13 protein-coding genes are annotated in these 12200 nt (G+C 66.2%); 12 read left to right on the forward strand and 1 reads right to left on the reverse strand.

The window, feature by feature from the left end:
• Nucleotides 1-30 precede the first annotated feature (30 nt).
• The 12 genes from ACFTR6_RS05665 to ACFTR6_RS05720 all read left to right on the forward strand — a co-directional run bounded on the left by ACFTR6_RS05665 (nt 31) and on the right by ACFTR6_RS05720 (nt 11499).
• Nucleotides 31-1161, forward strand: coding sequence for an ABC transporter ATP-binding protein (locus tag ACFTR6_RS05665; RefSeq protein ID WP_377957183.1), 1131 nt, complete (start codon nt 31-33; stop codon nt 1159-1161).
• A complete protein-coding gene (locus tag ACFTR6_RS05670; protein WP_377957184.1) occupies nt 1158-2078 on the forward strand; it encodes an ABC transporter permease in 921 nt (306 codons plus the stop codon). The genes ACFTR6_RS05665 and ACFTR6_RS05670 overlap by 4 nt, the downstream gene beginning before the upstream one ends.
• 2 nt (nt 2079-2080) lie before the next feature.
• Entirely contained in the window at nt 2081-2896 is an 816-nt protein-coding gene (locus tag ACFTR6_RS05675) for an ABC transporter permease (protein WP_377957185.1), read from the forward strand.
• A 272-nt stretch (nt 2897-3168) separates the two neighbouring features.
• Nucleotides 3169-3957 (forward strand): LamB/YcsF family protein, encoded by a 789-nt coding sequence (locus ACFTR6_RS05680; RefSeq protein WP_377957186.1) that lies wholly within the window; start codon nt 3169-3171, stop codon nt 3955-3957.
• 1 nt (nt 3958) lies between these two features.
• Nucleotides 3959-4684 (forward strand): allophanate hydrolase subunit 1, encoded by a 726-nt coding sequence (locus ACFTR6_RS05685; RefSeq protein WP_377957187.1) that lies wholly within the window; start codon nt 3959-3961, stop codon nt 4682-4684.
• Nucleotides 4681-5694, forward strand: coding sequence for a biotin-dependent carboxyltransferase family protein (locus tag ACFTR6_RS05690; protein ID WP_377957188.1), 1014 nt, complete (start codon nt 4681-4683; stop codon nt 5692-5694). Before ACFTR6_RS05685 ends, ACFTR6_RS05690 begins: the two co-directional genes overlap by 4 nt.
• Before the next feature lie 48 nt (nt 5695-5742).
• A complete protein-coding gene (locus ACFTR6_RS05695; RefSeq protein WP_377957189.1) occupies nt 5743-7083 on the forward strand; it encodes an MFS transporter in 1341 nt (446 codons plus the stop codon).
• 31 nt (nt 7084-7114) lie between these two features.
• Nucleotides 7115-7870 (forward strand): SDR family oxidoreductase, encoded by a 756-nt coding sequence (locus ACFTR6_RS05700; protein ID WP_377957190.1) that lies wholly within the window; start codon nt 7115-7117, stop codon nt 7868-7870.
• A gap of 76 nt (nt 7871-7946) precedes the next feature.
• Nucleotides 7947-8888 (forward strand): 2-hydroxyacid dehydrogenase, encoded by a 942-nt coding sequence (locus ACFTR6_RS05705; RefSeq protein ID WP_377957191.1) that lies wholly within the window; start codon nt 7947-7949, stop codon nt 8886-8888.
• A gap of 183 nt (nt 8889-9071) precedes the next feature.
• Nucleotides 9072-9842 carry an SDR family oxidoreductase gene (locus ACFTR6_RS05710; protein WP_377957192.1) on the forward strand — a complete coding sequence of 257 codons (771 nt, stop codon included), beginning with the start codon at nt 9072-9074 and terminating at the stop codon, nt 9840-9842.
• The gene (locus ACFTR6_RS05715) at nt 9842-10957 is read left to right on the forward strand and encodes an L-idonate 5-dehydrogenase (RefSeq protein WP_377957193.1); all 1116 of its coding nucleotides are present in this window, start codon (nt 9842-9844) and stop codon (nt 10955-10957) included. Before ACFTR6_RS05710 ends, ACFTR6_RS05715 begins: the two co-directional genes overlap by 1 nt.
• Complete coding sequence (locus tag ACFTR6_RS05720) at nt 10954-11499, forward strand: gluconokinase (RefSeq protein WP_377957194.1); 546 nt, start codon at nt 10954-10956, stop codon at nt 11497-11499. The genes ACFTR6_RS05715 and ACFTR6_RS05720 overlap by 4 nt, the downstream gene beginning before the upstream one ends.
• A 3-nt stretch (nt 11500-11502) precedes the next feature.
• Here ACFTR6_RS05720 and ACFTR6_RS05725 read toward each other — a convergent pair whose 3' ends face one another.
• On the reverse strand, nt 11503-11952 hold the full coding sequence (locus ACFTR6_RS05725; protein WP_076800177.1) for a hypothetical protein: 450 nt from the start codon (nt 11950-11952) through the stop codon (nt 11503-11505).
• Nucleotides 11953-12200 lie beyond the last annotated feature (248 nt).

The raw sequence follows: 12200 nt of genomic DNA on the forward strand, positions 1-12200 counted from the left end.
CCCACCCTTCCCTTCAGGAGAACTGAACCCGTGACTGAACCAAAACTGTCGATCGTAGATCTGACCAAGAGATATGCAGCAGGTCTGGAACCCGCCGTCGACCGCCTGAACATGGAAGTGGAGGAGGGGCACCTGGTAGCGCTCCTCGGTCCGTCCGGATGCGGAAAGACCACCACCCTGCGGATGGTGGCAGGCCTCATGGACCCCACCGCCGGCTCCATCGTCGTTGACGGCAAGGAAATCACCCACACGCCGGTGAACAAGCGCGGCATGGGCATGGTGTTCCAGTCCTACGCCCTGTTTCCGCACATGAATGTGGAACAGAATGTCGCCTTCGGACTGGAGATGCGCCAGACGCCGAAGGCGGAGCAAAAGGCCCGTGTGGCAGCCGCGCTGGACATGGTCCAGCTCGGCCACCTGGGCAAGCGCCAGACCAAGGAACTTTCCGGAGGCCAGCAGCAGCGGATCGCCTTGGCCCGCGCCCTGGTGGTGGAGCCCACGCTGCTTCTGCTGGACGAGCCCCTGTCCAACCTCGATGCCAAGCTCCGCGAAACCATGCGCACCGAGATCCGGTCCATCCAACAGCGCACCCGCGCAACGACTCTCTTTGTCACCCATGACCAGGACGAGGCCCTGGACATGGGTGACCGGATCGCCGTCATGAACGGGGGACTAATCGAACAGTTCGGTTCCCCCACGGAAGTCTACGAACGCCCGCGCACGCACTTTGTGGCAAACTTCATCGGCCAGGCAAACTTCCTCACTGCCCGGGTGGGCAGTGAGACCGGAGCGGCGAACCTTGCAGGGGAAAGCTACTACAGGGTCGACGTCGACGGGCTGGGACAGTTTGGCGCCGTAGGTTCCGCGGGCCTGGCCGGCGGCTCCCATGAACTGGTTATCCGCCCGCACCGGCTTAACGTCGCCCTGCACCCGGCCCCAGGCCAGGCGCCGCTCAGCGGAACCATCGAGCGGGTGAGCTACACCGGCGACGCCCTGGCCGTGGCAGTCCGGGTGGGCGAGAAGCAACTGCAGGCCCAAATGCCAACCACCAGCGGCGACCTGCCCCGCATCGGGGACGCCGCGTACCTGTCCTGGGCGCCGGAGGACGCCTACCTCCTTCCTGCACCCGCTTCCGCGCGCAGGGAGAGGGTGGCAGCATGACGCTCCTGCAAGCCCCGGCTGCCGCGGAGAAGCGCCCGGCCCAGGACGAGGGGCTTCTGGAGAAGGCTACCGAGCGGCGCAACCGCCGCACCTATCTGGCCCTGCTCCTGCCTGGCCTTCTCGGCCTCCTCGTGAGTTTCGTCTTCCCGCTGGCCTACATGGTCCGGATGTCCTTTAACCAGGGCGCCCCGGACGGAGTCATTGTCGAGACGTTTACCCTGGACACCTACATCCAGCCGCTGACCGACCCGTACTACTGGCAGGTCACCCTGGACACCTTCCAGATGGGCGTCACGGTGGGCATCCTGTGCGTGCTCGTCTCCTACCCGGTGGCCCTCTTCCTGGCCCGCAGCACCAGCAGGTTCCGCGGGCTGCTCATAGCCATCGCGATCGCGCCGCTCCTCACTTCGGCAGTGGTGCGCACCTACGGCTGGATGGTGATCCTGGGAACCAACGGCCTCATCAACTCCTCGCTGGACGGGCTTGGCATCATCGACACGCCCCTGAAGCTCACCAACAACATGACCGGCGTGACCATCGGGCTGGTTGAGATCTTCATGCCATACGCGATCCTTGCCATGATCTCCGGGTTCGGCCGGCTCAGCCCTCAGCTCGAGGAAGCGGCCGGCTCGCTGGGAGCCAGCAAGTTCAAGGTGTTCACCAAGGTCACACTCCCGCTTTGCCTGCCGGGCCTCCTCACGGCGTTCCTGTTGGTCTTCGTGCTGGCCATCAGCACGTTCATCACGCCGCGGCTTCTGGGCGGCGGCAGCGTGCAGGTCCTTGCCACTGAGATTTACGACCAGACCACTGGCCTGCTGAATTGGCCGTTTGCCGCTGCCCTGTCTGTCATTCTGCTGGTGCTGTTCGGACTGATTATCGCCGTCTACCAGCGGCTCACCAAGAAGATTGGAGGCTGACCGTGAGCGACGTCCGGGTATTCAAACCGCGCTTCAACCCTGCCAAGCCGGCTCTCGGGCTGCTGGTGTTCCTGCTGTACCTCTTCCTGCTGGCACCGCTGCTGATCGTCTGCGTTGTTTCATTCGCGTCCAACCAGTACCTGTCCTTTCCGCCGGAGGGGCTGACCCTGAAGTGGTACGAGATGCTCCCGCAGGAGAGCACCTTCATGGAAGGCATGAAGGTCAGCCTGATCGTGGCAGTCGTGGTCACGCTGATTGTCCTGGCGCTGGGCGTTCCGGCGGCACTGGCCCTGGACAGGTTCGACTTCAAGGCCAAAGCAGCCGTGCAGTCCTTCTTCCTCTCACCGCTGCTGATTCCCAGCATCGTGCTTGCGCTGGGAATGGTTCTGCTCTTTGGCCCGCTGGAACTGAACAACACTTATGCCGGCATCATCATCGGGCACGTGGCCATCACGATCCCGTTCGTCATTCGGACCACCCTAATGAGCCTCGCCACCACCGACACGTCCTGTGAGGCGGCTGCACGCATCCTTGGTGCCAACTCATGGACAGTCTTCCGGCGGGTGACGCTGCCCATCATCCAGCCGGGGGTCATCGCCGGCGGTGTCATCGCGTTCATCGTGTCCTTCGACGAAGCAGTTATCTCCCTCTTTGTCGCCGAGTCCGGACTGCCCACCCTGCCCGTCCAGGCACTCAGGTACGTAGAGAACTCGGCAGACGCCGCCGTCGCAGCGCTGTCTGTCATCCTCATCCTGATATCGCTGGCGGTCGTGGTCGTCGTCGAGCGCGTCATGGGACTCCGCAAAGCCCTCCGCTGACGATGCCGTCCCCAATGCTGCCCGGTCCCGCAACGCGGGACCGGGCAGCACGCCGTTAAGGCTCCGGTCATAACCGGCACCTATCCCGTGACACCGATTACGTCTTTGTGTGATCAATTTCCCGGTGTCAGACTTTTTACAGACGCCGGAAGACCGGCAAACCGAACCACAATTCCCCGTACCGGGTGGGTTCGGCCACCCCACGAACAGCGATAGCTGCGCCTTTGCCCCTGCGGGAAAGCGGCAGCTAACCACCCCCAGGAAGGCAGATAATGGGACCCACAGTTGATCTCGTCGCAGATCTCGGTGAAGGCTTCGGCGCCTACTCAATGGGCGACGACGCAGCCCTGCTTGAGGTGGTTTCCAGTGCCAACATCGCCTGCGGTTTCCACGCCGGTGACCCCGACATCATGCATGCCACGGTCGCCGAATGTGTCCGCCGCGGCGTCAGCATCGGGGCGCACCCGAGCTTTCCGGACCTGCGGGGCTTTGGCCGGCGCGCCATGGACCTGACTGCGGACGAGGTCCGCAACGACGTCCTGTACCAGTTCGGTGCCCTGACTGCCTTTGCCGCGTACCACGGCACCAGCGTCGCCCACATCGCACCGCACGGCCGCCTGGGTAACCTCGTTGCCTCCCGCCCCGATTACGCAGCAGCGGTGGCCGACGCCGCCGCCCGCCTCAACCCCGGCCTCATTGTCCTAGCGCAGGACGGAGAACTGGCCTCCGCTGCCGCTGAACGGCAGCTTCCCGTGGGCATCGTCGGCATTGCCGACCGCGCCTATGAAGCCGACGGCACCCTCGTGCCCCGCAGCCACCCGGGCGCCGTGATCCACGATCCGGCTGCAATCGTGGAGCGCACCGTGCGGATGGTCTGCGAGGGGCTCATTGAAACCGTCGCCGGTACGGACCTGCCGATTGTCGCCGACACTGTCCTCCTGCACGGAGACACTCCTGGCGCCGTGCAGCTGGCCCGCCAGGTCCGCGCCGAGCTGGAGAACGCCGGCGTGACCATCGCCCCGCTGACCCAGGTGCTGGCCGCGAAAGAAAAGGTCGCCTGACATGGCTGCCACCCCAAATCCAACTCCGGTGGAGATCTTCGAGTCGGGGGATTCCGCCCTTCGCGTCGTCGCCTCCTCCGCTGACACGGAGGCCAGCTGGAGCACTGTCCATTCCCTGGCGCAGTGGTTTGAGACAGCAGAGGCCGACGGCGTACACGGCGCAGTGCCCACCTACGACTCGCTGCTCGTGGAATTTGACCCGGGGGTCACCTCGGCGCGCCAGGTCCGGGCATTTGTCCTCCTCGGCCTGCGCCAGCTCGAGCACACCGGTGCACCGGCCCGTACACCCCGCGAATTCAGCGTCCCCGTGGTTTATGGGGGCGAGTACGGTCCGGACCTGGAACGGGTTGCCGAGCACGAACAGCTCTCCGTGGAGGAGGTCATCGCACTCCACACGGCCAAGTCCTACGTGATCCGCTGCCTGGGTGCCCCCGCAGGCTCACCTATGATGGACGGACCCGACTTCCCACTACCGGTTCCGCGGCTGAAGGATCCCCGGCTGTCCGTCCCTGCGGGTGCTGTTTCCGTTGCCGGCCGGCAAGCGGTGATCGCCCCGGCGGCGGCGCCCGGCGGCTGGTGCGTCATCGGGCAGACCCCGCTGACCGTCCTTGATGCCGCCAGCGAGCCGCTGGTTCCCTACCTGCCCGGTGACCGCCTGACGTTCCGCCAGATCCAGCCGGAGGAATTCGCGGAGTACGCGGGCCGGAAGCTGGAGGCAGCACGATGAGCGGGTCACTGATCATCCAGCAGCCCGGCAATTCGGTGGTCACGGACCTGGGCCGCTTCCGCGGACCCCGGTTTGGACTTCCCGTCAATGGGGCCCTGGACCAGTTCTCGGCGCGCGCGGCGAACGTCCTCGCCGCCAATGCGGACAACGCTCCGCTGCTGGAAATTACCGCCCTCGACTTCCGGATGCGTGCCACCAGCGACCTGCTCATCGCGGTCACGGGCGCACCGCTGACTCTGACCGTTGACGGGCGCGAATGCCAGCAGTGGGAGCCGGTGTCTGTCCGTGCCGGGGAGACGGTTGCGGTGCGCCGCATTACCGGCGGCCTTCGCGCCTACCTTGCCGTCCACGGCTCGATCGAGGCACCGGCCCTGCTGGGAAGCTGTGCCCCTGACACGGTCATCGGCTTCGGCCTCCGACTCTCCGAAGGCATGGAGCTGAAGACCTCCAGGAGCGTCGGACCCATCCGGCAGCCATACTTTGACCTTCCGCTGTTCAGGCTGGGGCTGACCCGGCCCGAGTTCAGCAGCAGGGTGGTCATAGACGTCACGGACGGTCCGGACGTCGACGAATTCGGCGACACAGCGGAGCTGCTGTACAACACCGAATACACCGTCAGCGCCCGGAGCAACCACATCGGGCTGCGCCTCGGCGGTGCCCTTCCCGAACGCCAGACGTCAGCAGAAGTGCTGTCCCGCGGCGTTCCGGTGGGAGCCATCGAGGTTCCGTCCAGGGAAGAACTGCTGGTGCTGCACCGCGGACGCGGCGTCACCGCCGGCTATCCCGTCCTGGCAGTCGTCACCAGCCGTTCCCTGGACACCCTTGCCCAGGTCCGGCCGGGACACACCATCACCTTCCGCAAGACCACCGTCCCCGAAGCTACGGCAAAGCACCGGGCGGCATTGCGGGAACTGGAGAACCTCCGTTCCCGAGTCAGTACAGTCTTCGCCCTCCTAGGCATCGGCAAAGAGCCCGGCTGGCCGGAACTCGCACCGGCAGCCGGCAGCTAAGGATCACCGATGACCTCCCCTCGAACTAAGTCCAAGTTAGGAATGAAAATGTCTACACCAACGCGTGCGGCCGCTCCGCAGCACGATCGCCTCGATGCGAGGCAGACCCGCAAGGTAGTGACCGCCGGCTGCGTCGGCATCTTCGTGGAGCTTTACGACAACGGCATCTTTGCCTTTATGGCCGGCACCCTGGCCCTCGTGTTCCTGGCACCCGGCAATCCGGACAACGCCCTGCTGTTCGTCTTCGCCGGCTACGCCGTGTCCTTCTTCGTCCGCCCGCTCGGCGCAGTGGTCTGCGGCATCCTGGGAGACAAGATCGGACGGCAAAAACTCCTGGTCTTTGTCATCCTCCTGATCAGCGTGGCCACCGCCGGCATCGGGCTCCTGCCCGACTACGCGGCAATCGGCATCGCAGCGCCGGTGCTGCTGGTGACGCTGCGCCTGCTCCAGGGCTTCTCCGTTGGCGGCGAAGCCGCCGGCGCCATGACCTTCCTCGCCGAGCACGCCCCTGAAGGCAAGCGCGGCATCATCACCTCCTACGCCCAGATCGCTTCGTTCGCAGCACTGCTCACCGGCACCTTGGTTGCCTACGCCATGTCCCCGTGGCTCACCCAGGCAGCGATCGACGGCGGCGGGTTCGGCTCGTTCGCATGGCGCATTCCGTTCCTGGTTGCCATCCCCATGGGCGTCATCGGCTGGTACATCCGCAAGGCCATCAGCGACACCCCGAACTTTGAACGTCTGAAGGAAGAGGGCGGCCTGTCCAAGAACCCGCTGAAGGAAGCTTTCGCTTCCGCCGAACACCGCCGCGCCATGCTGCTGGCACTGTTCATCCCGCTCATGAACGGCTCCGGCTACTACGTCCTGTTCTCCTACATGCCGACGTTCCTCAAGGGCAAGCAGCTTAACTTCACCATCGGCGAGGCCCTGCTGGTCACCGCCTGCAGCCTGGTTGTCATCTGCATCGCCATCCCGTTCATGGGTGCCCTCTCCGACCGCATCGGCCGCAAAAAGGTCATTGCCGGATCGGCAATCGCCATGGCCATCCTCGGCATCCCGGCCTACGCGCTCATCGCCACCGGCGAGATGGCCCTGGCCATCCTGGGTGCCTGCCTCATGGCCGTTGTCTTCGCCGGACACACCGCCGTGATTCACATCCTGATCGTGGAACTGTTCCCCACCCGGGTCCGCTACTCGGCCTACGGCCTGGGCTACAACATTTCCTCGGCGCTCTTCGGCGGAACCGCCCCGCTGCTGATGACCTGGCTGATCTCCTCCACCGGCAACATCTACATGCCCGCCTTCTACGCCGTCATCACGGCGCTGGGCACGCTGGCGGCCGTCAGCACCGTCAAGGACCGGGCGCACCTGCCGCTGCGCGACGCCTAACCACTACCACTGCAATAACCAGGAGACTTAAATGCCGTTTTCCGACTACTCAACCGCCCTCGTCACCGGCGCCTCAACAGGCATGGGTGCCGCGATCGCCGAGCGCCTCGCCAAGCGGGGACTCACCGTCCACGCCGTGGCCCGCAACGAGGAGCGACTGAACGACCTGGCCGACAAGACCGGCGCCATTCCCCACGTCGTCGACCTGACCGACACCGCAGCCCTGACGGCCGCCGTCGGGAATCTGGAAGTCGATGTGCTGGTGAACTGCGCCGGCGTTTCCCGGCCGGGCAACATCCTGGACTCCTCGGAGAGCGATATCGACGAACTTGTGGACGTCAACCTCCGCGGCCTGCTCCAGCTGACCCGGCTGGTCCTGCCGGGGATGGTGGAGCGCGACCGCGGCCACGTCATCAACATCAGCTCCATCGCCGGCCTGTACAACTTCTACGGGCACACGGTGTACCACGCCACCAAGGCAGCTGTGCACCAGATCTCGCGGCAGCTGCGCAACGACACCGTCGGCAAGCGCATCCGCGTCACCGAGATCTGCCCCGGACGCGTCGAAACCGAGATCTTCGGCCGCAACATGGGCGGCACGCCCGAGGCCATGGAAGAGGCGTGGAAGACGTATTACGAAGGCTACGAGTCCCTGACCACGGACGATATTGTCAACGCCATGGACTACGCCATCGAAACGCCCCGCCACGTGAACGTGGGCATGCTGGAACTCATGCCCACCTTCCAGGTTCCCGGCGGGCTCACGTTCGACCGGCGCCCGGCCTAAAGCTCCCACCGGGTGGGGCCGGACAGACCGGCCCCACCCCGTTTCCCACTGCTCCCCAGAATCGATAGGTTTTCCGATGCAAACAGTCCGCACCGTCAGCTTCCCCGACTCCCAGCTGCTCGCCGATCTCTCACCCCTTCCCGAAGGGCTCAAGGCAGTGGTGTGGGACCTGAAGTCGGATCCCGACGGCGGGACGCTGGGCGAGATCGACGGCGTCATCCTCCCCTACATCAACGCCGGTGCGGTTCTGGGATCCCTCGCCAAGGCTGAAAACCTGAAGTACGTCCAGACGCAGTCCACCGGATTCGACGGTGTCATCGAGGCGGCCGGTCCGGCCGCCGGCGTGGCCAGCGCCTCCGGTGTCCATGCGGCAGCGACGGCGGAACTCGCGGTGGGCCTGATGCTGGCCAAACTGCGCGGCATCGACCAGGCCGTCCGCGACCAGCAGCACGGCCTGTGGCGGCCGGAGCGCCGCCAGTCCCTGGCCGACCGGCGCGTGCTGCTGCTGGGCGTGGGTGGGATCGGGCACGAGATCGCCCGCCGCCTGGAGCCCTTCGAGGTCACGGTTACCCGGGTGGGAAGTTCTGCGCGCACTGATGAGCACGGAGAGGTCCACGCCTCCAGCGAGTTGCCTGCCCTGGCGGCCACGCACGACATCCTCGTCTCGGTGCTGCCGCTGAACGAGCAGACGAACCAGCTGATCGGCGAAGAGGTCCTCGCGGCCCTGCCGGACGGCGCGCTGGTGGTGAATGTGGGCCGCGGCCCGGTGGTGGACACCGACGCGCTGACCAAGGAAGTCCTGTCCGGCCGCCTGAACTGCGCGCTCGACGTCGTCGATCCCGAACCGCTGCCGCAGGACCACGCGCTGTGGTCCGCGCCCAATGCCCTGATCACGCCGCACGTGGGCGGCAACGCGTCAGCCTTCGAGCCGCGGATCCTGAAGCTCCTGCGCAAGCAGCTCGAAGCACTTGCCGCAGGGCAGGCCCCGGCCAACCTCGTACAGCGCGGTCCCTTCTAGGACAAGCGCCTTTCAAGGACCACTCTCCAATCAAGCGCGAACGTACACTTGTGGCCCCGCACAGGGCCGCAATTGGGGCCACAAGTGTCCGTTCGCGCGAAAGCCGCGGCCTGCCGGGCCCTACGACAACGAACAACCATTGCGCACACAGCGCAGACCGCGGCGAAGGAGCTGCTCTTTTTCATGACTTCACTTTTTGATTTGACCGGGCGGGTTGCTTTGGTGACGGGTTCGAGCCGGGGGATTGGTAACGCCCTGGCGCGGGGGTTGGCTGACGCGGGCGCGACGGTGGTGTTGAACGGGGTGAATCCGGAGCGGTTGAAGGCTGCCGAGGCCGCGATGGCTGCGGATTATGCACCGGGGCGGGTGCACAGTGTGGCGTTTGATGTCACGGACGACGCCGCAGCCCAGGCGGGGGTGGCGTGGGTCGAGGAGCACGTGGGCGCGTTGGAGGTCCTGGTGAACAATGCCGGGATCCAGCACCGGGTGCCGATGCTGGAGCTGGACGTGGCGGACTGGGAGCGGGTGCTGTCGACGGATCTGACCAGCGCGTTCCTGGTGGGCCGGGCCGCGGCCCGGCACATGGTTGGCCGGGGGCACGGGAAGATCATCAATATCTGTTCGGTGCAGACGGATCTGGCCCGGCCCACGATCGCCCCGTATGTGGCGGCGAAGGGCGGGCTGCGGAACCTGACCCGGGCGATGACCGCGGAGTGGGCGGGGTCGGGGTTGCAGATCAACGCGATCGCGCCGGGGTATATCCATACGGAGATGACGCAGAACCTGGTGGACGATGAGCAGTTCAACGCCTGGATTCTGGGCCGGACCCCGGCTGCGCGGTGGGGCACGGTGCAGGACCTGGCCGGCCCGGCGGTGTGGCTGGCCTCGTCCGGGTCTGATTTCGTGAACGGGCAGACGATCTTTATCGACGGCGGAATGACGGTGGTGGTCTGATGACAACGGCGAACGGTACAACAACACACAGCACAGCAGAAACAGCAGCAGCAGTGGAACCGGCGCTGCCGGTCTCGGGTCCGGCGGTGGTGGCGCATGGGAAGGGGGATTTGCGGATCGATGACCTCCCGGTCGCAGCGCCGGGGCCGGGTGAGGCGGTGGTGGAGGTTCTGTACGGGGGGATTTGCGGGTCGGACCTGCATTACTGGCTGCACGGCGCGGCCGGGGAATCGATCCTGAAGGCGCCCCTGGTGCTGGGGCATGAGATCAGTGGCCGGGTCGTCCGGGCCGCGGCGGACGGGACCGGCCCGGCGGCGGGGACGCCGGTGGCGGTGCACCCTGCGACCCCGGGCCCGGGGGACGGGACGGTGAAGTACCCGGTGGAGCGGCCGAACCTGTCGCCGGGGTGCACGTACCTGGGCTCGGCGGCGCGGTTCCCGCACACGGACGGGGCGTTCAGCCGGTACGTGAACCTGCCGGTCCGGATGCTCCGCGCCCTGCCCGAAACCCTGGATCTGCGGACCGCGGCGCTGATCGAACCGGCCAGTGTGGCGTGGCATGCGGTGTCCCGGGCCGGGGACGTCACCGGCAAAACCGCCCTCGTGATCGGCAGTGGCCCGATCGGGGCGCTGACGGTCGCGGTGCTCAAACGCGCCGGCGCGGCCCGGATCGTCGCGGTCGACATGCACGAAAAGCCGTTGGAGATTGCCACGGCCGTGGGCGCGGACGAGGTCCTGCACGCCGGCGATACAGACGCGATCGCCGCGGTGCAGGCCGACGTCGTGATCGAATCCTCCGGGAACCACCATGGCCTGGCCTCCGCCATCACCGGCGCGGGCCGGGGCGGGACCGTGGTCATGGTCGGGCTGCTGCCCACCGGCCCCCAGCCGGTCCTGATCTCCCTGGCCATCACCCGCGAACTGGACCTGAAGGGCTCGTTCCGGTTCAACGACGAGATCGACGAGGTCATCACCGCCCTCGCCGACGGCACCCTGCACATCGGACCGGTCATCACCCACGACTACCCCGTCACCGACGCCCTCCAAGCCTTCGACACCGCCCGCAACTCCGCCCAATCCGGCAAAGTCCTCCTCAACTTCGGAGCAACATCATGATCACGAACCTGCCGCCCCTGGTTGTCATGGGCGTCTCCGGCTGCGGCAAGTCGACCATCGGCGCGCTGCTGGGCGAGCGTCTGGGCGTTCCCTTCTTTGACGGTGACGACTTCCATCCGCCGGCCAACAAGGCCAAGATGGCCAGCGGCACGGCGCTGAACGACGAGGACAGGGCACCCTGGCTCGCGGAAATCGGGACCGCGCTGGCAACGCCCGGTGACGGAGCAGGCACGCGCATCATCGCCTGCTCGGCACTCAAGCGGAGCTACCGGGACCTGCTCCGCAGCCGCGCACCGGAGCTCGTGTTCATCCACCTTTCCGGCGCGGAAGCCACCATTGCAGGCCGGATCAGCGGCAGGGCGCACGAGTATATGCCCAGCAGCCTCCTTGCCTCGCAGCTTGCAACGCTGGAGCCGCTGGGCCAGGATGAAGCCCACATTTCCGTGGATATCCTCGGCGACCCGGCGTCGCTGGTGGACGGCATTGTCCGTCAACTGGAACTGGCCGAACAGGATGTACTGGCCACTACGGCCGGCTGCTAGACCTTATTGCTGCGGTGGGAGTCCGGTGCCGGCGGGCTTGGTGAGCGTTAGCTCCGTGTGCACTATGACAGTGGAACACTGGAATTGCACGGTGCAGCTCTGCAAAAGGAGCGTGGCTGCGGCCGTCCCTTCGTCGAATGCCATCACGGTTGGAACCACGCGCAGGGTGACGGTTTGGGACTGTTTGGTGCAGCTGATCTGGTCACTTCCGATGCCGGAGGCGATGCGCCCGTCGCTGACCCGTTGGCTGAGCTGGACCAGGGGGACGGCCATGATCAGGCCGGGGTCCGTGTCGCACGTGAAGGTCACGGGGATATCCACTGCGGCGCCATCCGCCACGAGGACCCCGGGACCTGCCTCCAGCGTGCCGGGAGTTGCGTGGGCGGGGGCGGCGACGGCCATGAGACCGGCGGTGAGAACGGCGGCGGCGAGGCGGCAACTGGTGCCTAACATCAGGTACTCCCTTGTATGGAAACCTTGAATGGAAGCAGGGCGTCACGGGTTCCCGCAGCGGTACCGGCGGGTCGCCGGGCGCCTGGTTACGGGGCCACGCCAGTGGAGGTCATGGCCCCTGACGGCAGCGCCTGCCGGGCGCTGCCCGATGCGGCCGGAAGTCCGGCTGGCCGCACAATACTCACGTATTTGTGGAGCTGGCAAGAGCCAAAATATAATGGTGAGGATGTCGGGGGGATCTCGATCAG

The organism is Arthrobacter sp. NPDC057009 (assembly GCF_042673905.1).
Lineage (GTDB): Bacteria > Actinomycetota > Actinomycetes > Actinomycetales > Micrococcaceae > Arthrobacter.

Coding starts and splice junctions, on each gene's coding strand:
- ACFTR6_RS05670 (WP_377957184.1), top strand. CDS start 1,158: ATGACGCTCCTGCAAGCCCCGGCTGCCGCGGAGAAGCGCCCGGCCCAG.
- ACFTR6_RS05680 (WP_377957186.1), top strand. CDS start 3,169: ATGGGACCCACAGTTGATCTCGTCGCAGATCTCGGTGAAGGCTTCGGC.
- ACFTR6_RS05685 (WP_377957187.1), top strand. CDS start 3,959: ATGGCTGCCACCCCAAATCCAACTCCGGTGGAGATCTTCGAGTCGGGG.
- ACFTR6_RS05690 (WP_377957188.1), top strand. CDS start 4,681: ATGAGCGGGTCACTGATCATCCAGCAGCCCGGCAATTCGGTGGTCACG.
- ACFTR6_RS05695 (WP_377957189.1), top strand. CDS start 5,743: ATGTCTACACCAACGCGTGCGGCCGCTCCGCAGCACGATCGCCTCGAT.
- ACFTR6_RS05700 (WP_377957190.1), top strand. CDS start 7,115: ATGCCGTTTTCCGACTACTCAACCGCCCTCGTCACCGGCGCCTCAACA.
- ACFTR6_RS05705 (WP_377957191.1), top strand. CDS start 7,947: ATGCAAACAGTCCGCACCGTCAGCTTCCCCGACTCCCAGCTGCTCGCC.
- ACFTR6_RS05710 (WP_377957192.1), top strand. CDS start 9,072: ATGACTTCACTTTTTGATTTGACCGGGCGGGTTGCTTTGGTGACGGGT.
- ACFTR6_RS05715 (WP_377957193.1), top strand. CDS start 9,842: ATGACAACGGCGAACGGTACAACAACACACAGCACAGCAGAAACAGCA.
- ACFTR6_RS05720 (WP_377957194.1), top strand. CDS start 10,954: ATGATCACGAACCTGCCGCCCCTGGTTGTCATGGGCGTCTCCGGCTGC.
- ACFTR6_RS05725 (WP_076800177.1), bottom strand. CDS start 11,952: ATGTTAGGCACCAGTTGCCGCCTCGCCGCCGCCGTTCTCACCGCCGGT.